This is a genomic window from Kitasatospora sp. NPDC048286 (genome assembly GCF_043201735.1).
Classification (GTDB): Bacteria; Actinomycetota; Actinomycetes; order Streptomycetales; family Streptomycetaceae; genus Kitasatospora.
On the sequence record NZ_JBICZE010000005.1, the window covers coordinates 427,139 to 446,557 of the forward strand.

A 19,419-nucleotide genomic window follows, 5' to 3' on the forward strand; every position below is an offset into this window, starting at 1 on the left:
GCCTAGGTCGTCTTGTCCGATTGACCTACTCGGAGGACGGCGCGTCGCCGACCGCCGACACGCCGTCCACGGCCCGCGCCGGGGCACCCGTGAGCAGCCGTGCGACGTGCGGCAGCACGTCACGGTCGTGGTCGATCCAGTCCACGGCGTCCAGTTCCTCCGGGCCCAGCCAGCGCAGCGCGTCGTGGTCCTCCAGTGCGCTCGGCTCACCGGCCAGCAATTCGGCGGCCCAGAAGTGCAGCTCCAGGCCGGGGCGCACGGCCCACGCGCCCGGCAGCCGGGTCAGCGCGCGCGCCCGGACGCCGAGCTCCTCCAGCAGCTCCCGCTCCAGCGCCTGCGCCTCGGTCTCGCCGGGCTCGGCCTTCCCGCCGGGGAACTCCCACCGGCCGGCCACCGACTCGGGCGCGCTGCGCCGGGCGGCGAGCACCCGGCCGCCGCGCACCAGCGCGCCGCCGACCACGATCCGGGGCGCGGCGGGGGTGTCGGAGCCGCCGGGGGCGGGGTGACTGGCGTGGGTCGCGTCCATGGCCCCGACCCTACGGGTTCAGGCGTTGCGGACCGTCCCGTCCGCCGCTTCCGGCCGGGCCTCCCCGTCCGCTTCGACCCAGTACATCTGCTTGTGGCCGCGGGCCTCGAACTCGGCGACCAGCCGTCGGGCCTCGGCCGGGTCGAGGCCCTTGGCGACCACGAAGCGGTTGCCGTTGTCGTCCTGCCGCATGACCCGGTGGGTGCCCATGGCGGGAGGGTACCGGGACCATCCCGGGACGGGACGGTCCCCGGCTCGCGTGGGGGTCGGGCCGGGGACGCGCCGTGGACGCGCTCACGACCGTACGGTCGGCGGGTTACCGGCAGGTACGGGCGAGGTCAACGCCCGGTAACCGGATGCGCGGCCGCTCAGACCCGCAGGTCGGGCACCTGCTCGCCGGTCGACAGGCCCAGCCCGCGGCGGATCTCCAGGATCGTCGGGGCCGACCTGGCCTCTGCCGCCCTGGCCCGGCGGAGGTCACCCGCCAGGTCGGTGCCGGAGGCCGCGGCGTCCCAGGCGGCGGCCGCCTGCGCCTTGGCCTCGGCCAGCTTGGCGATCATCGGCTGGACGTCGAGCGGCCAGGCCACCCCCGTCTGGCCCAGCACCGCTGCCTGGGTCCGGGAGGCGGAGGCCACCCGGCGGGCCCAGGCCCGGTAGTCGGCCTCGGCCTCGGAGACCTCCCGCTCCGGCTCGTCCAGGTAGTCGTCGTTGAAGCTCCGGGCGGCCTCCAGGTAGGCCAGCTGCGGCGCGGTCAGGCGGCTCCGGTCGGTGCGGACCGTCCCCTGGTGCCGGTCCTCGGCGTCCTCGAAGGCGCAGGTGACGTACCGGTCGCCGGCCGCCCAGTTCTTCGCGGTCGGGTAGAGGTAGACGTCGTCCATGCCGTCCGGGACGGCCCACTGGTCGAGCGCGTAGGAGTCCAGCACCGTGCGGCACAGCCGGACGGACATCTTGCGGACCACGTCCTCGCCCGGGTACGGGCCGGCCCTGTCCAGGAGGTCGGCGGTGCCCGCCACCTCGCCGTGGTGCGGCTTGGCGCAGGCCACCCGGTTCACCCAGTACACCTTCGCGTCGCCGTTCCCGTCGACCGTCGAACCGTCCTCGGGCGAGTCGTAGCAGTCGCCGGCCTTGAGGTCCGACCAGTGCACCGAGCCGGCCGGCGCCTTCGGGGCCTGGCCGTAGCGGCCGGCCCGCGCCGAGCTGAAGTCGGCCGCACCGAGCATCAGGGCCAGCAGCACCGTGCCGACCGTGCCCAGCACCAGGCCGGTCACCGCCATGCCGGTGCCGCGCTCCTTGCGGCGGTTGATCTGGGCCAGCGCGAGGATGCCGAACACCAGGGCCACCGGGGCCACCAGGAGCAGGCCGGTGACCAGGGAGCCGACGGCGAAGCCGTTGGTCGGGGCGGGGCCGGGACCGGGCGCGAACCCCGGGGCGAATCCGGGGAGCGGGGCGCCGGCCGGGACCGGGCCGTGGGTCGGGGCGTACGGGTTGCCCGGCTGGAAGCCGGACTGGGCGGCGGGGGTGACGGAGGCCCAGCCGCCGGCGGGCAGCGGGTGCGGCGGCTGGGGCGGGGCGGCCGACGGCGGGACGGCCTGCGGGGCCGGGGCCGCGGTCGATGCCTCGGTCGGGCCCGGGCCGGGGGCGGGGGCGGGGGCGGGGGCGGGGGCGGGAGCGGTGGGCGGGGTCGCAGGCGGGCCGGCGGAGAGGTCGGGTGCGGCCCAGGGGTCGGCGGGCGGGGCGGGCTCGGCTCCGGCCGGGGCGGGCTCGGCTCCGGACTCGGCGGTGTCCTTGCGGAAGTCCACTCGCGGGTCCTGCCCGGCTGCCGGCGTCTCCGGCGCCGTTTCCGTTTCCGTTTCCGTTTCCGCCGCCACTGCAGTCTCCGCCTCCGGCCCCGGGACGGGCGGCTCGGTCTCAGGCTTGGACACGTGGACTCCCCCACCCCGCCGGAACGGGCATCGGCTCGGCGCTCGGCACCATGGCTCGGACCCGAACGGGCCCGAATCTGAACGGTCGCGCGACTTTACCCGATCTTTCCGAACGTCCGTCCACTCTTTCCGGCCCGCCTTCCGTCGGCTCAGCCGCGGGCCAGGATCTCGCCGTGCAGCATCGAGAACCAGCCGTCCCCGGCGGCGCTCCACTCCCGCCAGCCGTCCGCGATCCGGTCCAGCTCGTCCCGGTCCGCGAGGCCCAGCCCGACGGCCGTCCGGCCCAGCGCGGTGCCCGTCACCCGGTCCGCCCACATCCCGCCCCACCAGGCGCGCTGCTCGGGCGTCGCGAACGTCCAGGTGGAGGCGCTCGCGGTGACCTCGGTGAAGCCGGCCGCGCGGGCCCAGGACAGCAGCCGTCGGCCGGCGTCCGGCTCGCCGCCGTTGGCGCGGGCGGTCCGTCGGTACAGCTCCAGCCACCGGTCCAGCGCGGGGACCTCCGGGAACCAGGTCATCGAGGTGTAGTCGACGTCGCGGACCGCGACCACGCCGCCCGGCGCCGTCACCCGCCGCAGCTCACGCAGCGCGGCCACCGGGTCGGCCACGTGCTGGAGCACCTGGTGGGCGTGCACCACGTCGAACTCGCCGTCCCGGTAGGGCAGTCGGTGGACGTCGGCGCGCTCGAAGACGACGTTGGCCAGGCCCCGGCCGGCGGCGTGTCCGGCGGCCTGCTCCAGCACCTCGGCGGAGGTGTCCACGGCCACCACCCGCCCCTGCGGGCCGACCAGCCCGGCCAGGTCCGCGGTGATCGTGCCGGGCCCGCAGCCGACGTCCAACAGGGCCTGCCCGGGCCGCAGTTCGGGCAGCAGGTAGCCGGCCGAGTCGGCGGCGGTGCGGGAGCGGTGCGAGCGCAGCACGGCCTCCTGGTGGCCGTGGGTGTAGACGGCGGCGGGCCGCGGTCCGGTCATGAGGTCCCCCTGGGTGTGGTCGGTCCCGGTGCTCCCCGACGCTACTCCCCGTCCCGCATAGCGAGAAGATCCGTCTCACATTCCGACCCCCACGGGCCCGGTCCGCCCGACCGGCTCCCGGCCGCCGTACCGTGGAGGCGCCCCCGACAGAACGGTCCCCGCCCATGCCCGGCCCGCGCCCCTTCGTCCTGCTGAGCGCCGCCGTCTCGCTCGACGGCCACCTCGACGACGCCTCCCCCGACCGGCTGCTGCTCTCCAACGCCGCCGACTTCGACCGGGTCGACGAGGAGCGCGCCGCCGCCGACGCGATCCTGGTCGGCGGCAACACGCTGCGCGTCGACAACCCCCGACTGCTGGTCAACGACCCCGGGCGCCGGGAGGCCCGGCTGGCGGCGGGCCGGCCCGAGTACCCGCTGAAGGTGGCCCTCAGCGCGAGCGGCGACCTCGACGCCGGCCTGCGGTTCTGGCACACCGGCGGCGCCCGGCTCGCGTACACCACGGACCGCGGGGCGGCGGTGCTCCGGCCCCGGCTGGACGGGCTGGCCGAGGTGGTCGCGCTGGGCGAGTCGGTGGACCTCGGCGCGGTGCTGGACGACCTGGGCGCCCGCGGGGTGCGCCGGCTGATGGTCGAGGGCGGCGGGGGCGTGCACACCCAGTTCCTGGCCCGGGGCCTGGCGGACGAACTCCAGCTGGCCGTCGCCCCGCTGCTGGTCGGTCAGGCCGAGGCGCCGCGGTTCGTCCGCCCGGCCGCATTCCCGGGCGGGCCGGCCCGGCGGATGCGGCTGCTGGAGGCACGTACCGTGGGCGACGTCGTCCTGCTCAGGTATGCCCCGAAGGAGCCCGCGCCGTGACCCAGCCCGCGTCCACCGATCTCGACCACCTGCGCCGGGCCGTCGAACTCTCCCGCCGCTGCCCGCCGTCGGAGACGGCCTTCTCGGTCGGCGCGGTGATCGTCGGCGCCGACGGCACGGTGCTGGCGGAGGGCTACAGCCGGGAGACGGACCCGCACGACCACGCCGAGGAGGCGGCCCTGGCCAAGCTCCCGGCGGGCGACCCGCGGCTGCGCGGGGCGACCGTCTACAGCTCGCTGGAGCCCTGCGGGCAGCGCGCCTCGCGGCCGGTACCGTGCGCCCGGCTGCTCGTCGCGGCGGGCGTGCCGCGGGTGGTGGTCGCCTGGCGCGAGCCGGACCTGTTCGTCACCGACTGCCAGGGCACCGCGCTGCTGACGGCGGCCGGGGTCGAGGTGGTGGAGCTGGCGGAGCTGGCCGAGGAGGCCCGGGCGGTCAACGCCCACCTGCCCGGCTGATCTTTTGTATCATTTCGAAACAAAGAGCTCGCGTTCTCCGGCTCTCCCGTCGCCGCACTCCCCGAGGAGCCACCCCGTGCCCGCCACCCCCGTCCGCCTGACCGCCCGCGCCGTCCTCCTCGACATGGACGGGACGCTCGTCGACTCCGACGCCGTGGTCGAGCGCTGCTGGAGCCGCTGGGCCGGGCGGCACGGCCTGGACCCCGCCGAGGTACTCGCCGTCGCCCACGGCCGCCAGGGCCACGCGACCATGGCCGCCCTGCTGCCCGAGCGCCCGGCCGAGCTCAACCTGGCCGACAACGAGCGGATGCTCGACGAGGAGCGCGCCGACACCGAGGGCGTCGTCCCGGTGCCCGGCGCCGCCGCCCTCCTCGCCTCGCTGGCCGGGCTCCCGCACGCCCTGGTCACCTCCGCCGACCAGCCGCTCGCCCGGGTCCGGATGGCCGCCGCCGACCTGCCGCTGCCGCCCGTCCTGGTCACCGCCGAGTCCGTCGGCGCGAGCAAGCCCGACCCCGAGGGCTTCCTCAAGGGCGCCGCCGCCCTCGGCTTCGCGCCCGCCGACTGCCTCGCCTTCGAGGACTCCGGCGCCGGCATCGCCGCCGCCAGGGCCGCCGGCGTCCGCGTCATCGGCATCGGCCCGCGCGCCCTCCCCCACCACCCGGACGCCCATGCCGACACCCTCACCGCCGTCACCGTCACCACCACCCCCGACGGCCTCCTCACCGTCACCATCGTCTGACCCCCGCAACGCCGTACCGGTCCGGGCCCGGACCGGTACGGGTACGCGCCCGGACCGGTACGGGTACGCGCCCGGCCGTCGAGTCGGTCCGCAGTGTCCGGGCGCACCCGGCCGAGGCCCCACGGCAGCCGGACGCGGCGGCGTGCTCTGACAGTGGGATCAACGGCCCCGAGGTCCCCGCGGGCCGTCGAACCGGTTCATGCGCTCCAGGAGCTGTCCCGTTCCGGGCCGCCAGAGGTCGTCGACGATGCGACCGTCGGCGAGGAAGACCACGCGGTCCGCGTACGCCGCGGCGGCCGGGTCGTGCGTGACCATCACGATCGTCTGGCCCATCTCCCGGACCAGCTGACCGAGCAGGGAGAGGACTTCGGCCCCCGTGCGGGTGTCGAGGTTGCCGGTCGGCTCGTCGGCGAAGACGATCTCCGGGCACCCCGCCAACGCCCGTGCGCACGCGACGCGTTGCTGCTGCCCCCCGGAGAGCTCTCCGGGCCGGTAGCCGAGCCGGTCCGAGAGGCGTGCCAGCTCCATCGTGCCGATCCTGGCCGAGCCCGAGGTGGGCGAGTCCAGGCCGGCCAGACACTGCATCAACGTGGACTTGCCCGATCCGGACGGTCCCATGATGGCGGTGAACTGGCCCTGCTGGAACTCGACGGAGACCCGGTCGAGAGCGGTGACCCGGCGTGCGTCGCCGGAGTCAGCACGAAGTCGGCGCCGGACCGCCGACGAGGGGTGATCAGGGGTGTCTCCAGGTCGGCGCCAACTCGGCACGGGAGCGGCGAGGGGTCTGAACCAAAAGGAACAGACCCCCTCCGACCTGCACGTTCGCCGGATCAGCAGTGCCGTGCCGTGTCACCGATCAGACGTTGAAGCGGAACTCCACGACGTCGCCGTCCTGCATGACGTACTCCTTGCCCTCGATGCGGGCCTTGCCCTTGGAGCGGGCCTCGGCGATGGAGCCGGTCTCGACCAGGTCGGCGAAGGAGATGACCTCGGCCTTGATGAAGCCCTTCTGGAAGTCGGTGTGGATGACTCCGGCGGCCTCGGGGGCGGTGGCGCCCTTCTTGATGGTCCAGGCGCGGGCTTCCTTCGGGCCGGCCGTCAGGTAGGTCTGGAGGCCCAGGGTGTCGAAGCCGACCCGGGCGAGGGTGGCGAGGCCGGGCTCCTCCTGGCCCATGGACTGGAGCAGCTCCAGGGCCTCGGCCTCGTCCAGCTCGATCAGCTCGGACTCGATCTTGGCGTTGAGGAAGATCGCCTCGGCCGGGGCGACCAGCTCGCGCTGGGCGTTCTTGAAGTCCTCGTCGGCCAGCTCGTCCTCGTCCACGTTGAAGACGTAGAGGAAGGGCTTGGAGGTCAGCAGGTGGAGCTCGCGGATCGGGGCGGTGTCGAAGCCCGCCTCGAAGAGGGTCTTGCCGGTCTCCAGGACCGCCTGCGCGGCCTCGGCGGCGGCCAGCACGGGGGCGGTGTCCTTCTTGAGGCGCGCCTCCTTCTGGAGCCGCGGCAGGACCTTCTCGATGGTCTGGAGGTCGGCCAGGATCAGCTCGGTGTGGATGGTCTCGATGTCGTCCTTGGGCGACACCTTGCCGTCCACGTGCACCACGTCCGGGTCGGTGAAGGCGCGCACGACCTGGCAGATCGCGTCCGACTCGCGGATGTTGGCGAGGAACTTGTTGCCCAGGCCCTCACCCTCGCTGGCGCCGCGCACGATGCCGGCGATGTCGACGAAGTCGACGGTCGCCGGGAGGATGCGCTGGGAGCCGAAGATCTCGGCGAGCTTGGTCAGCCGCTCGTCCGGGACGCCGACCACGCCGACGTTCGGCTCGATGGTGGCGAACGGGTAGTTGGCCGCCAGCACGTCGTTCTTGGTCAGGGCGTTGAACAGGGTCGACTTGCCGACGTTCGGCAGGCCGACGATTCCGATCGTGAGCGACATGAAGCGCAGTCCCGTGGGCTTGGAGGAGTTGGGTCGGCACCGTACGGGCCGACCCCCAAGTCTACGGGCAGCCCCCGCCCCGCCTCACTCCTCGGTCGCCGCCTCGGGCTCCGGGAACGCCCGGCACTCGTCCTCGGCACCGGCCGGGATGTCGAGCCGGACGTGATCGAGCCGTTCGAACGTGAAATCGGTCATGTTGTCCTCCCGCGGGAAGCCCGTGTACGGATCCGGCGGTCATCGCCCGTCGGCTCGTCCGAGCAGGTCAGCCGACCTGAATGACGATCACATCACCACTCCGTCCAAAGACACGGGGCAAGACCTGAACGGTCCATTACACAGTGTGGCGATGATCGGACCGTACGTTGGGCGGGTGGAGCAGAGCATCCGTACCCAGCCGCCAGGGCCCAGACGCCGTCCGCCGACCGGCCGGGCCGCAGCCGCCGTCCCCGGCCCGGGCCGCCCCCCCGAGAGCGCCGGGGCCCCCGCCGGGCGCGGCTCCCGGCCGCGCCCGGCGGCCACCGAGCCCCCGGCCGGCCCCCGGCTGCGCCTGCGCGTGCCGGGGGCCGGGCAGCGCGGCGACGAACCGTCGGACGGGCGGCGGCGCACCGGCCGGCGGGCCCGGCTGACGGCCGTCGGCACCGGGGTGGTCGCCGTCCTGGCGACGCTCGCGGTGGCCGGCGTGGACCGACTGCTGTTCGACGGCCTGGGCTGGGTGTTCGGCCTCGGCTACCTGGTGGTCTGCTTCCAGCTGGCCGTCCGGGTGCGCTACGTCGACCTGCTGGCCGCACCGATCAGTGGGCCGATCGCCTTCGCCCTCGCGCTGCTGCTGCTCGAGCCGGTGAGCTCCCCGGGCGTCACCGCCCAGGTGGTCTCGCTGGCGACCGGGCTGGCGCTGCGGGCCGGGTGGCTGTTCTCCGGCACCGGGCTGGCCGTGCTGATCGTGCTCGCGCGGTTCGTCGCTCAGCGCCGGATCCACCGCTCCCGCTGACGCCGCCCTGCCCCGAGGCCTGAGCCGAGGACCGAGTACCGAGCCCGGGGCCCGGCCCGCTCAGCCCTCCGCCCGGGCCGCCGCCATGGCGGCCCCGACGATGCCCGCGTCGTTGCGCAGCTCCGCCGGCACCACGCGCGCCTCGCGGTCCCTCAGCAGAGGCAGGAACTTCTCGTGCTTGCGGCTCACCCCGCCGCCGATCACGATCAGGTGCGGCGAGAACAGCCTCTCCACCAGGTCCAGGTAGTCGTCCACCCGCCCGGCCCACTGCTCCCAGTCCAGCCCGTGCCGCTCCTTGGCGGCCGAGGAGGCCCGACGCTCGGCGTCCTTGCCGCGCAGCTCCAGGTGGCCCAGCTCGGTGTTGGGCACCAGCGTGCCGTCCACGAACAGGGCGCTGCCGATGCCGGTGCCGAAGGTGAGCACCAGGACCACGCCCGGCTCGCCCCGGCCGGCGCCGTGCGTCAGCTCGGCCAGGCCGGCCGCGTCCGCGTCGTTCAGGACGGTCGCGGGCATCCCCAGTGCCTCGCGGAAGAGGCCCGCCGCGTCCAGGCCGATCCAGCCCTTGTCCACGTTGGCCGCCGTTCTGGTGCGGCCGTCGACCACCACGCCGGGGAAGGTCAGCCCGACCGGGCCCTGGTGGTCGAAGTGGCGGACCACCTCGCAGACGGCGGCGACCACGGCCTCGGGCGCGGACGGCTGCGGGGTGAGCACCTTGTGGCGCTCCTCGACGAGCGCGCCCCGGGCGAGGTCGACGGGCGCCCCCTTGATCCCCGAACCGCCGATGTCCACGCCGAATACCGCCGTCATCACGTCCGCCCTCCGCCGTCGGCCGCGGACCGGGCCGGTCCGCGGCCGGTGGATTGTCCACAGCCTGTGCACAAAGCTACGAGAGCGCGCCGGGGCGTGCACAGCGGAAGGCCCGGCGCCCCGAGTCGGGGGTGCCGGGCCTTCCGGGTGGGGTCAGAGCTTGCCCGCCGCCTCGGCGCGCAGGTCGCGGCGCAGCTCCTTGGGCAGCGAGAAGGTCAGGTGCTCCTCGGCGGTCTTGACCGTCTCGACCGTGTCGTAACCGCGCGCGGCCAGGAACTCCAGCACGCCGTCGACCAGGATCTCCGGCACCGAGGCGCCGCTGGTCAGGCCGACCGTGGTGACGCCCTCCAGCCACTCCTCGCGGATCTCCTCGGCGAAGTCCACCAGGTGGGCGGCCTTGGCGCCGTACTCCAGGCCGACCTCGACCAGGCGGACGGAGTTGGAGGAGTTCCTGGAGCCGACCACGATCAGCAGGTCGGTCTCCGCGGCCAGCTGCTTGACCGCGACCTGGCGGTTCTGGGTGGCGTAGCAGATGTCGTCGCTGGGCGGGCTGACCAGCGCGGGGAAGCGCTTCTTCAGCTCGCCGACGGTGGCCATGGTCTCGTCCACGGACAGGGTGGTCTGGGACAGCCAGACGACCTTGGACTCGTCCCGGACCCGCACGTTGGCGACGTCCTCGGCACCGTCCACCAGGTGGATCCGGTCCGGGGCCTCGCCCATGGTGCCGATGACCTCCTCGTGGCCCTCGTGGCCCACCAGCAGGATGTCGAAGCCCTCGTCGGCGAAGCGCACGGCCTCCTTGTGCACCTTGGTGACGAGCGGGCAGGTCGCGTCGATGGTGGCGAGCTTCCCGGCCCGCGCCTCGTCGTGGACGGACGGGGCGACGCCGTGCGCGGAGAAGACGACGATCGCGCCCTGCGGCACCTCCTCCGTCTCGTCGACGAAGATCGCGCCCTTCTTCTCCAGGGTCTGCACCACGTACTTGTTGTGGACGATCTGCTTGCGGACGTAGATGGGCGCCCCGTACTGCTCCAGGGCCTTCTCCACGGCGATCACGGCGCGGTCGACTCCCGCGCAGTAGCCCCGGGGGGCGGCGAGCAGGACACGGCGCTGCGCGGTCTTGGACATGGCTCCATCGTACGGGCGGTGGCGGGTCCCGCCGCCCCGGCCGGGGAGCCGCGCCAACAGTGGACGCTTTCCGTGCGGACTCGGTCGATACCGCTCAAAATGTGGTGTCTATGAGCTCTGTGAGCGAGCAGGCGACGCCGAGCGGCCTGCGCCGCAGCCTGGGTGTGCGCGATCTGATGGTCTACGGACTGCTGTTCATCGCCCCGATGGCCCCGGTCGGCGTGTTCGGCGTGCTGGACGCCAGGAGCCACGGAGCCGTCGCCGCCGTGTACCTGGCCGCGACGGTGGCGATGGGCTTAACCGCCTTCTCGTACGCCGAGATGGTGCGCGCGGTGCCGCAGACCGGCTCGGTGTTCGCCTACGCGCGGGCCGGCCTGGGCGAGGGCCCGGGCTTCGTCGCCGGGTGGATGGCGATGCTCGACTACCTCCTGATCCCCGCGGTGGCCTACCTGTTCTCCGGGATCGCGCTGAACTCCCTGGTGCCGGACGTCTCCCGCTGGGTCTGGACGGCGCTCGCGGTGGTGGTGACCACCGCGCTCAACCTGGTCGGGGTGCGGACGGCGGCGGCGGTCGGGTTCGCGGTGCTCGCGATGGAGATCGCGGTGCTGCTGGTGTTCACGGCCGCGGCCGTGGTGGCGCTGGTCCAGGACGGCGCCCGGCGCGGCTGGGACACCCCGTTCACCGCCGTCGGGGCGTTCTCGCTGACCGCGGTGATCTCGGCGGTGTCCGTCGCGGTGCTCTCCTACCTGGGCTTCGACGCGATCGCCACCTTCGTGGAGGAGGCGGTCGGCGCGTCCGCGGCGGTGGCCAGGGCGGTGCTCTGGTGCCTGGCGCTGGCCGGGGTGCTGTTCGTCGTCCAGACCTACCTGGCGGCGCTGCTGGAGCCGACCGGCCCGCGGCAGCTCGCGGCGGACCCGGCGGCCCAGGGCTCGGCCTTCTACGACACCGTGGAGAGCGGGGTCGGGCACTGGCTGCACGTGCTGGTGGCGGCCGGCAAGGCGATCGGCGCGGCCTTCGCCGCCCTGGCCGGGCAGGCCGCGGCCGGCCGGCTGGTCTTCGCGATGGCCCGGGACGGCCGGCTGCCGCGGGCGCTCGGCTCGGTCGACCCGGCCAGCGCGGTGCCGCGCCGGGCGCTGCTGACGGCCGCGGTGATCACGATGGCGGCGGCGGTCTGGGCGGCCGACCGGGACGACGGGCTGGACCAGCTCACCTCGGTGGTGAACGTGGGCGCGCTGACCGCCTTCGCGCTGCTGCACGCCTCGGTGATCGGCTGGTACGCGGTGCGGCACCGCTCGCGACGGTGGCTGCGACACCTGGTCGTGCCGGTGCTGGGGATCGCGGTGATCGGGGCGGTGGTGTACGAGGCCTCGTCCACCGCGCAGCTGGTCGGGCTGGTCTGGCTGGCGGTCGGTCTGGTGGTGCTCGCCGTCCAGGGGGCGAGCGGCCGAAGCGGCGGCCCCGGCCGGGCCGGCGGGCGCCGACAGCCGTAGGCGCGGCTGTGGCCGTTGCGGTGGCGGTAGCCGTGTCGGCCGGCGCCGCTAGCCTCGTACGCATGGCCAACACCAGCTCCCCCGAAGCGCCGCTCCCGGTCGGCAAGGTCTCCGCGCTGATCGGCGGCTGGATCGACCGGCTCGGCGCGGTCTGGGTGGAGGGGCAGATCACCCAGCTCAGCCGCCGGCCCGGCGCGGGCGTGGTGTTCCTGACCCTGCGCGACCCCCAGGCCGACGTGTCGCTCACGGTGACCTGCTTCCGCTCGGTGTTCGACCAGGTCGCGGACGTGGTGCAGGAGGGCGCGCGGGTCGTCGTGCACGCCAAGCCGGAGTGGTACGCGGCGCGCGGGCAGCTGTCGATGCGCGCCTCCGAGATCCGGCCGGTGGGCCTGGGCGAGCTGCTGGCCCGGCTGGAGCAGCTGAAGCGGCGGCTCGCCGGGGAGGGCCTGTTCGCGGCCGAGCGCAAGAAGCCGCTGCCGTTCCTGCCGCAGTGCGTCGGGCTGGTCACCGGGCGCGGTTCGGCGGCCGAGCGGGACGTCCTGGAGAACGCCCGGCGGCGCTGGCCGGCCGTCCGCTTCGAGGTGCGCAACGTCCCGGTGCAGGGGGTCAGCGCGGTGGAGCGGGTGAGCGCGGCCGTGCGGGAGCTGGACGAGCACCCCGAGGTCGACGTGATCGTCGTGGCCCGCGGCGGCGGCAGCGTGGAGGACCTGCTGCCGTTCTCGGACGAGGGGCTGGTGCGGCTGGTCGCGGCCGCCCGTACGCCGGTGGTGAGCGCGATCGGGCACGAGCCGGACCAGCCGCTGCTGGACTTCGTGGCCGACCTGCGCGCCTCCACCCCGACCGACGCGGCCAAACGGGTGGTTCCGGACGTCGGCGAGGAGCTGGCGAAGATCCGCCAGCTGCGCGACCGCGCCCGCCGGCACGTGCTGGCCCGGGTCGAGCGCGAGCAGCACGGGCTGGACGGGGTGCGCAGCCGTCCGGCGCTGGCCGCCCCGCACCGGATGCTGGACGGGCGCGGGCAGGAGGTGGACGGCCTGCTGGAGCGGGCCCGGCGCACCCTGCGGCACCGGCTGGACCACGCGCAGAGCGACCTCGGGCACACCCTGGCCCGGGTGGTCGCGCTCTCCCCGGCGGCCACCCTGGAGCGCGGCTACGCGGTGCTCCAGCGGGCGGACGGCACGGTGGTGACCGACCCGGCGCAGGTCGCGCCCGGCGAGGGGCTGCACGCCCGGGTGGCGGGCGGCGGCCTCGACGTCACCGTGGACCCCCGGTAGGCAGGCCCCGACCACGGCCGGACGGGGCTGGGGAGTGTCGGCCCGAGCCCCTACGCTGGCACGCATGGCAGAGCAGCAGGAACAGCAGGACGCGGCGGCGCCGAACCCGGACGACGCGCTGGGCTACGAGCACGCCAGGGACGCGCTGCTGGACGTCGTCCGGCAGCTGGAGAACGGCGGAACCTCGCTGGAGGAGTCGCTGGCCCTGTGGGAGCGCGGCGAGCAGCTGGCGAAGGTGTGCCAGCGCTGGCTGGACGGCGCCCGGGCCCGGCTGGACGCCGCGCTGGCCGCCGAGGAGGGCGCGAACCCGGGCGGGGAGTGAGGCCGCGCGGCGGGTGGAACCGGGCGGAAGGTGAGGCGGGTCACATCCACTTGGGGAATCGTTGAATATTCACCTATGTTGGAAGAGGTGATCGGCCACGGCCGGTCACACCGACGAACCCCTTTCCGCATGAGGTGCACAAGCATGACCACCGACGCTCTGGTACTCGACGCCGCCGCCCAGGACCTGCTGTTCCGCGAGGCCCGCACCGCGAACACCTTCACCGACGAGCCGGTCTCCGAGGAGCAGATCCAGGCCATCTACGAGCTGGTCAAGTTCGGCCCGACCGCCTTCAACCAGCAGCCGCTGCGCGTCGTCCTGGTCCGCTCGGCCGAGGGCCGCGAGCGCCTCGTCCGGCAGATGGCGGACGGCAACAAGGACAAGACCGCCGCCGCCCCGCTGGTCGCCATCCTGGCCGTGGACAACGAGTTCCACGAGGAGCTGCCGACCCAGCTCCCGCACTTCCCGCAGGCCAAGGACCTGTTCTTCTCGGAGCGCAGCGTCCGCGAGCAGTCCGCCACGCTGAACGGCGCCCTGCAGGCCGCCTACTTCATCGTCGGCGTGCGCGCCGCCGGCCTGGCCGCCGGCCCGATGACCGGCTTCGACGCCGACGGCATCAACAAGGAGTTCTTCGAGGACGGCGAGCACTCGGTGCTGGCCGTGGTCAACATCGGCCGGCCGGGCGAGGACGCCTGGTTCCCGCGTTCGCCGCGCCTGGCCTACGACGAGGTCGTCACCACGGTCTGATCCGCCCCGCGCACGCCGAAGGGCCCCGTACCGGTTCGTCCGGCGCGGGGCCCTTCGGCGTACGCGCGTGCGTGCGCGGAAGCGGGCGCGGAGGCGGGGGCGGGCTACTTGAGCGCCTGCGCCAGCTCGGCCAGCTCCTCGTAGGAGGCGGTGCCGGTGAGCAGGGTGGTCCCGACGCCAGTCTGCGCGGCCAGGGCGCGGTCCTTCTCGCCCTGCAGCCGGTCCCAGGTGCGGCCGGCCACCTCGGAGGCGCCGTCCGCCTTGGCGCCCTTGACGTAGTCCGACACCAGGGAGTCGCGCGAGACGTCGCTCTGCTCGACCGCCGCGTACTGGCCGGAGGGGGTCACGAAGCCCAGGTGCCAGGCGTTGCCCTTGCCGTTGTTCTGGTCGGCCGGCCGGTAGGCGACCGAGGTGGCCCGCCACTTCTCCGGCAGCCCCTCCGGGGCGAGCAGCGGGTACGGCGCGGCGCGCTTGGCGGAGGCCGCCGCGACCTTGTACTCGACCACGTGCACCGGGTCGCCGTTGGCGTCGTGCGGGAGGAACAGGTACCCGATCCAGACGACGAAACCGACCGCCAGCATCGACAGGACCATGTCCCGTACGGTCTGCCGACCCCTCATGCCCTTGCTGTCTGCTGCCACCCCCACATGGTGACTCATCCACACACCGGGACGGCCACCAGGGGTGGCCACGTATGGGTGAAAGGGGGCGAATCGGTGTTTTCTGCCATAGAGCAGCGACCCGCGCCACAGACAGTCATCTCGTGGGCAGATACGATCGCAATACCCTCACCACGGCGTTCGACCAGGCAGTAGTCGGGCGCTCACTGGCCGTCGCGTACAGAGAGGTAACGACGATGACCACGCAGTACCCGCACCACCTTCCCAGTGCCCTGGAGGTCGCGCCCGAGGCTCCCGACCGGAACCTCGCGCTCGAGCTCGTCCGGGTCACCGAGGCGGCCGCGATGGCCGCCGGCCGGTGGGTCGGACGTGGCGACAAGAACGGCGCGGACGGTGCCGCCGTGAAGGCGATGCGCACCCTCGTCTCGACCGTGTCGATGAACGGCGTGGTCGTCATCGGCGAGGGCGAGAAGGACGAAGCCCCGATGCTCTACAACGGCGAGCGGGTCGGCGACGGCACCGGCGCCGAGTGCGACGTCGCGGTCGACCCGGTGGACGGCACCACGCTGACCGCCAAGGGCATGAACAACGCGGTGGCCGTGCTGGCCGTCGCCGACCGCGGCACCATGTTCGACCCCAGCGCCGTGTTCTACATGGACAAGCTGGTGGCCGGCCCGGAGGCCGCCGAGTTCGTCGACATCACCGCCCCGGCCGCGGTCAACATCCGCCGGGTCGCCAAGGCCAAGGGCAGTGCCGTCGAGGACGTCACCGTCGTCGTGCTCGACCGCCCGCGCCACGACGGCCTGGTCCGGGAGATCCGCGAGGCGGGCGCCCGGATCAAGTTCATCTCGGACGGCGACGTGGCCGGCGCCATCATGGCCGCCCGCGAGGGCACCGGCGTCGACCTGCTGATGGGCGTCGGCGGCACCCCCGAGGGCATCATCGCGGCCTGCGCGATGAAGTGCATGGGCGGCGTGATCCAGGGCCGGCTGTGGCCCAAGGACGAGGCCGAGCGGCAGAAGGCCCTGGACGCCGGCCACGACCTGGACCGGGTGCTCACCACGGACGACCTGGTCAGCGGCGAGAACGTGTTCTTCGTCGCCACCGGCATCACCGACGGCGAGCTGCTGCGCGGCGTGCACTACCGCTCGGAGACCGCCACCACCAGCTCGCTGGTGATGCGCTCCAAGAGCGGCACCATCCGCGAGATCAACTCCACCCACAAGCTCTCGAAGCTGCGGGCGTACAGCGCGATCGACTTCGACCGCGCCAACTGAGGCCCGGAAGAACGCGGCACGCGGCCCCGGCGGAATCCCCCTCCGCCGGGGCCGCGGTGCGTCGCCGTCCCGCTCTCGGGCCCGCCGTCACCCGGCTATCCGGCGCCGCGCGGCCGCCGTCGCCCGGGCCGCCTCGCGCAGCTCCGCGTCCCGGCGGCGGCGCCGGGCCAGCACCACGCGCCGCTCGGCGGCCGTCAGCCCGCCCCAGACCCCGTACGGCTCCGGCTGGGCCAGCGCGTGCTCGCGGCACTCCAGCAGCACCGGACAGCGGGCGCACACCTGCTTGGCCTGCTCCTCGCGCGACAACCGGGCCGCCGTGGGCTCCTTGGAGGGCGCGAAGAACAGCCCCACCTCGTCCCGCCGACACGCGGCACCGGTGTGCCAGGGGTTGTCCTCGCCCGCGGGGGCACCCGCCTGGCCGCCCTGGGGCTGCGGCTGCGGCCGGACGCCGGGGCGGCGCTCCAGGACCTGCGCGGCGGCGACTGGCGAGGTGGTGCGGGACTCGATCGGATGCAGCACGGCCGTACTCCTGACGAGGCTCTCGGACACGGGGATCCCTCGCTCCCCCGCCGGCCGCGAGCCCCCGCTGTCCAACCCCGGCACGGCCGCTCGGCCGCCTCCGGTGCGCAGCCGTCCAAGAAGCGATGTGCGGAAGGAACTACCCCGCCCGGCCGCGATTCATGCACACTGCACGCAATCGACTACGCAGCGCACTGGCCACAACGCCGAGTGCCCGGCCGGGAGTTGATCCACGGCCGGGCACTTCGCAGGTCAATGGCGGTCAGTCGACGCCGAGTTGGCGGCGCACCCACTCCTTCAGCTTCTTGCCCCGGCGCGGCTTCGCCTCACAACCGCCGAACAGCGCAAGGCCCTTGATCCGGACAACCGGAGCGTACGGGTCCGCCGCGGTCGTCTCCCGGACGTCGAAACCGCCGAAGATGCCGATGCCGGAGCCCTGCAGGGTGACGTTCTCCGGGACCCGGACCTGGACCCCGCCGAAGATCGCCGTCACGGTGATCTCCACCTCGGGGGACTCGAACACGGCGTCGGTCAGGTCGATGTCCACCCCGCCGAACGCGGCGAAGGCGCTCAGGTGCGAGCCCACCCGCCAGCGGCCCTTGCGGGCGGCGCCACCGAAGATCGCCACCACCGTGGGGGACTCCAGGCGCGCGGGCGGCTGCGGCGGCGACGACGGCTGCGGGGCGGCCAGCGGCGGCTTCTCGAAGGACAGCGGGCGGGCCGGCAGGTCCCGGGTCAGCGGCGCGAGATCGCCGAAGGTCTTCGCGGCGTAGGCGGCCTCGATCCGCTCGGCGTGCTCGTCCGCGTCCAGGCGGCCCTCTGCGTAGGCGTCCCGCAGCAGTTCCGCGACCTTCTCGCGGTCGGCGTCGGAGACGCGCAACTCCGCTTCTGCGGCCGGCGCGTGCGGGCGCGGCGCGGCCTGGGCCCTGCTCTCGGGCTTGGTCATCGGTACGGGCGCCGGCACCGGCGGCTGCCCCGGGTCGTCGTGCGACGGCGAGTTGTCCACGGGATCAGACTAGTCGCTCGCACTCCCGAGCGAGTGAGCCCGGTCACGCAAGGCTGCCCTGTCCGCATGCCGGCTTCCGACGGGTCCTACCCTTGATGGTGCTTCGCCGACGCAGCCGGACCAACTGGACAGCTAAGGACCGCCCCCATGGCTCCCACGCCAGACTTCGAGTACAGCGACCTGCTCCCCCTGGGCGCTGACCCGACCCCGTACCGCAAGCTCACCTCCGAGGGTGTCTCCACCTTCGAGGCCGGCGGTCGCACGTTCCTCCAGGTCGAGCCCGAGGCGCTGCGGCTGCTGACGGCCGAGGCGATGCACGACATCTCGCACTACCTGCGCCCCGCCCACCTCGCCCAGCTGCGCCGCATCCTGGACGACCCGGAGGCCAGCCCCAACGACCGCTTCGTCGCGCTCGACCTGCTGAAGAACGTCAACATCTCGGCCGGCGGCATCCTCCCGATGTGCCAGGACACCGGCACCGCGATCGTCATGGGCAAGCGCGGCCAGAACGTGCTGACCGAGGGCGGCGACGAGTCCGCCATCGCGCGCGGCGTGTTCGACGCGTACACCAAGCTCAACCTGCGCTACTCCCAGATGGCCCCGGTGACCACCTGGGACGAGAAGAACACCGGCAACAACCTGCCGGCCCAGATCGAGCTGTACGCCACCGACGGGGACGCGTACAAGTTCCTGTTCATGGCCAAGGGCGGCGGCTCCGCCAACAAGTCGTACCTGTACCAGGAGACCAAGGCCATCCTGAACGAGGCGAGCATGCTCTCGTTCCTGGAGCAGAAGATCCGCTCGCTGGGCACCGCGGCCTGCCCGCCGTACCACCTGGCCATCGTGATCGGCGGCACCAGCGCCGAGTTCGCGCTGAAGACCGCCAAGTACGCCTCGGCGCACTACCTGGACAACCTGCCGACCTCGGGCAACGCCAAGACCGGCCACGGCTTCCGCGACCTGGAGCTGGAGGCCAAGGTCACCGAGCTGACCCAGAAGATCGGCATCGGCGCCCAGTTCGGCGGCAAGTACTTCTGCCACGACGTGCGCGTGGTGCGCCTGCCGCGGCACGGCGCCTCGCTGCCGGTCGCGATGGCCGTCTCCTGCTCCGCCGACCGCCAGGCGCTCGGCAAGATCACCGCCGAGGGCGTGTTCCTGGAGCAGCTGGAGACCGACCCGGCGAAGTACCTGCCGGACACCACCGACGAGCACCTCGACGACGACGTGGTGCGCGTCGACCTCGACCAGCCGATGTCCGCGATCCGCGCCGAGCTGTCCAAGTACCCGGTGAAGACCCGGCTGTCGCTCACCGGCACGCTCGTGGTCGCCCGCGACATCGCCCACGCCAAGATCAAGGAGCGCCTGGACGCCGGCGAGGGCATGCCCAAGTACCTCCAGGACCACCCCGTCTACTACGCGGGCCCGGCCAAGACCCCCGAGGGCTACGCCTCCGGCTCCTTCGGCCCGACCACGGCCGGCCGGATGGACTCCTACGTCGACCAGTTCCAGGCGGCCGGCGGATCGATGGTCATGCTCGCCAAGGGCAACCGCAGCAAGCAGGTCACCGACGCCTGCGCCGCGCACGGCGGCTTCTACCTCGGCTCGATCGGCGGCCCGGCCGCCCGCCTCGCCCAGGACTGCATCAAGAAGGTCGAGGTGCTGGAGTACGCCGAGCTCGGCATGGAGGCGGTCTGGCGCATCGAGGTCGAGGACTTCCCGGCCTTCATCGTCGTCGACGACAAGGGCAACGACTTCTTCCGCGAGACCACCGAGGGCCCGCTGATCACCAACCTGCGCGTCCGCTCCAAGGAGTAGCCCCGCCCGGGGCCGTCCCCGCACGCCCCCGAACC

General features: G+C 73.7%; 19 protein-coding genes and 1 pseudogene. 9 read left to right on the forward strand and 11 right to left on the reverse strand.

The window, feature by feature from the left end:
* Positions 1-25 precede the first annotated feature (25 nt).
* From ACGF13_RS14440 to ACGF13_RS14455, 4 genes are all read right to left on the reverse strand, one after another.
* Positions 26-526: an NUDIX domain-containing protein gene (locus ACGF13_RS14440; RefSeq protein ID WP_392873677.1), complete on the reverse strand. Its 501-nt coding sequence runs from the start codon at positions 524-526 to the stop codon at positions 26-28.
* Between the two features lie 18 nt (positions 527-544).
* Entirely contained in the window at positions 545-736 is a 192-nt protein-coding gene (locus tag ACGF13_RS14445; RefSeq protein ID WP_392873680.1) for an SPOR domain-containing protein, read from the reverse strand.
* Positions 737-894: 158 nt separating this feature from the next.
* Positions 895-2,325: a DUF4190 domain-containing protein gene (locus ACGF13_RS14450; protein WP_392873683.1), complete on the reverse strand. Its 1,431-nt coding sequence runs from the start codon at positions 2,323-2,325 to the stop codon at positions 895-897.
* Between the two features lie 272 nt (positions 2,326-2,597).
* Positions 2,598-3,416, reverse strand: coding sequence for a methyltransferase domain-containing protein (locus ACGF13_RS14455; protein WP_392873686.1), 819 nt, complete (start codon positions 3,414-3,416; stop codon positions 2,598-2,600).
* A gap of 164 nt (positions 3,417-3,580) precedes the next feature.
* Here ACGF13_RS14455 and ACGF13_RS14460 point away from each other — a divergent pair.
* Together ACGF13_RS14460 and ACGF13_RS14465 are read left to right on the forward strand one after the other, a co-directional pair.
* A pseudogene (locus ACGF13_RS14460) lies at positions 3,581-4,722 on the forward strand (dihydrofolate reductase family protein).
* Between the two features lie 76 nt (positions 4,723-4,798).
* Positions 4,799-5,461, forward strand: a complete 663-nt coding sequence (locus ACGF13_RS14465; protein WP_392873689.1) for an HAD-IA family hydrolase — start codon at positions 4,799-4,801, stop codon at positions 5,459-5,461.
* A 159-nt stretch (positions 5,462-5,620) separates the two neighbouring features.
* Here ACGF13_RS14465 and ACGF13_RS14470 read toward each other — a convergent pair whose 3' ends face one another.
* Positions 5,621-6,229 carry an ABC transporter ATP-binding protein gene (locus ACGF13_RS14470; RefSeq protein ID WP_392873692.1) on the reverse strand — a complete coding sequence of 203 codons (609 nt, stop codon included), beginning with the start codon at positions 6,227-6,229 and terminating at the stop codon, positions 5,621-5,623.
* Positions 6,230-6,317: 88 nt separating this feature from the next.
* A complete protein-coding gene (gene ychF / locus ACGF13_RS14475) occupies positions 6,318-7,391 on the reverse strand; it encodes a redox-regulated ATPase YchF (RefSeq protein ID WP_392873695.1) in 1,074 nt (357 codons plus the stop codon).
* Between the two features lie 370 nt (positions 7,392-7,761).
* Between ychF and ACGF13_RS14480 the strand changes: the two genes are divergently transcribed.
* Complete coding sequence (locus ACGF13_RS14480) at positions 7,762-8,379, forward strand: DUF6542 domain-containing protein (protein ID WP_392873698.1); 618 nt, start codon at positions 7,762-7,764, stop codon at positions 8,377-8,379.
* Positions 8,380-8,439: 60 nt separating this feature from the next.
* Here ACGF13_RS14480 and ppgK read toward each other — a convergent pair whose 3' ends face one another.
* Both ppgK and ACGF13_RS14490 read right to left on the reverse strand, forming a co-directional pair.
* The gene (gene ppgK, locus ACGF13_RS14485) at positions 8,440-9,186 is read right to left on the reverse strand and encodes a polyphosphate--glucose phosphotransferase (protein ID WP_392873701.1); all 747 of its coding nucleotides are present in this window, start codon (positions 9,184-9,186) and stop codon (positions 8,440-8,442) included.
* 153 nt (positions 9,187-9,339) lie between these two features.
* A complete protein-coding gene (locus tag ACGF13_RS14490; protein ID WP_392873704.1) occupies positions 9,340-10,314 on the reverse strand; it encodes a 4-hydroxy-3-methylbut-2-enyl diphosphate reductase in 975 nt (324 codons plus the stop codon).
* A 110-nt stretch (positions 10,315-10,424) separates the two neighbouring features.
* Here ACGF13_RS14490 and ACGF13_RS14495 point away from each other — a divergent pair, with 110 nt between their 5' ends.
* From ACGF13_RS14495 to ACGF13_RS14510, 4 genes are all read left to right on the forward strand, one after another.
* Positions 10,425-11,804: an APC family permease gene (locus ACGF13_RS14495; RefSeq protein ID WP_392873707.1), complete on the forward strand. Its 1,380-nt coding sequence runs from the start codon at positions 10,425-10,427 to the stop codon at positions 11,802-11,804.
* Between the two features lie 62 nt (positions 11,805-11,866).
* Positions 11,867-13,078: an exodeoxyribonuclease VII large subunit gene (xseA, locus tag ACGF13_RS14500; RefSeq protein ID WP_392873710.1), complete on the forward strand. Its 1,212-nt coding sequence runs from the start codon at positions 11,867-11,869 to the stop codon at positions 13,076-13,078.
* A 64-nt stretch (positions 13,079-13,142) separates the two neighbouring features.
* Positions 13,143-13,400: an exodeoxyribonuclease VII small subunit gene (locus ACGF13_RS14505; RefSeq protein WP_355255301.1), complete on the forward strand. Its 258-nt coding sequence runs from the start codon at positions 13,143-13,145 to the stop codon at positions 13,398-13,400.
* Between the two features lie 144 nt (positions 13,401-13,544).
* On the forward strand, positions 13,545-14,147 hold the full coding sequence (locus ACGF13_RS14510; RefSeq protein WP_392873713.1) for a malonic semialdehyde reductase: 603 nt from the start codon (positions 13,545-13,547) through the stop codon (positions 14,145-14,147).
* Between the two features lie 104 nt (positions 14,148-14,251).
* Here ACGF13_RS14510 and ACGF13_RS14515 read toward each other — a convergent pair whose 3' ends face one another.
* Complete coding sequence (locus ACGF13_RS14515) at positions 14,252-14,788, reverse strand: DUF4245 domain-containing protein (RefSeq protein WP_392873716.1); 537 nt, start codon at positions 14,786-14,788, stop codon at positions 14,252-14,254.
* 215 nt (positions 14,789-15,003) lie between these two features.
* Between ACGF13_RS14515 and glpX the strand changes: the two genes are divergently transcribed.
* Entirely contained in the window at positions 15,004-16,044 is a 1,041-nt protein-coding gene (gene glpX / locus ACGF13_RS14520) for a class II fructose-bisphosphatase (protein WP_392873719.1), read from the forward strand.
* Between the two features lie 87 nt (positions 16,045-16,131).
* Here the strand turns inward: glpX and ACGF13_RS14525 are convergent, their stop codons facing one another.
* Together ACGF13_RS14525 and ACGF13_RS14530 are read right to left on the reverse strand one after the other, a co-directional pair.
* Entirely contained in the window at positions 16,132-16,563 is a 432-nt protein-coding gene (locus ACGF13_RS14525) for a WhiB family transcriptional regulator (RefSeq protein ID WP_392873722.1), read from the reverse strand.
* A 262-nt stretch (positions 16,564-16,825) separates the two neighbouring features.
* Positions 16,826-17,509: a DUF1707 domain-containing protein gene (locus ACGF13_RS14530; protein ID WP_392874265.1), complete on the reverse strand. Its 684-nt coding sequence runs from the start codon at positions 17,507-17,509 to the stop codon at positions 16,826-16,828.
* Between the two features lie 207 nt (positions 17,510-17,716).
* On the opposite strand from ACGF13_RS14530, the gene ACGF13_RS14535 reads away from it, so the two are divergent.
* Positions 17,717-19,384 (forward strand): fumarate hydratase, encoded by a 1,668-nt coding sequence (locus ACGF13_RS14535; protein WP_392873725.1) that lies wholly within the window; start codon positions 17,717-17,719, stop codon positions 19,382-19,384.
* The last annotated feature ends 35 nt before the right edge of the window (positions 19,385-19,419 follow it).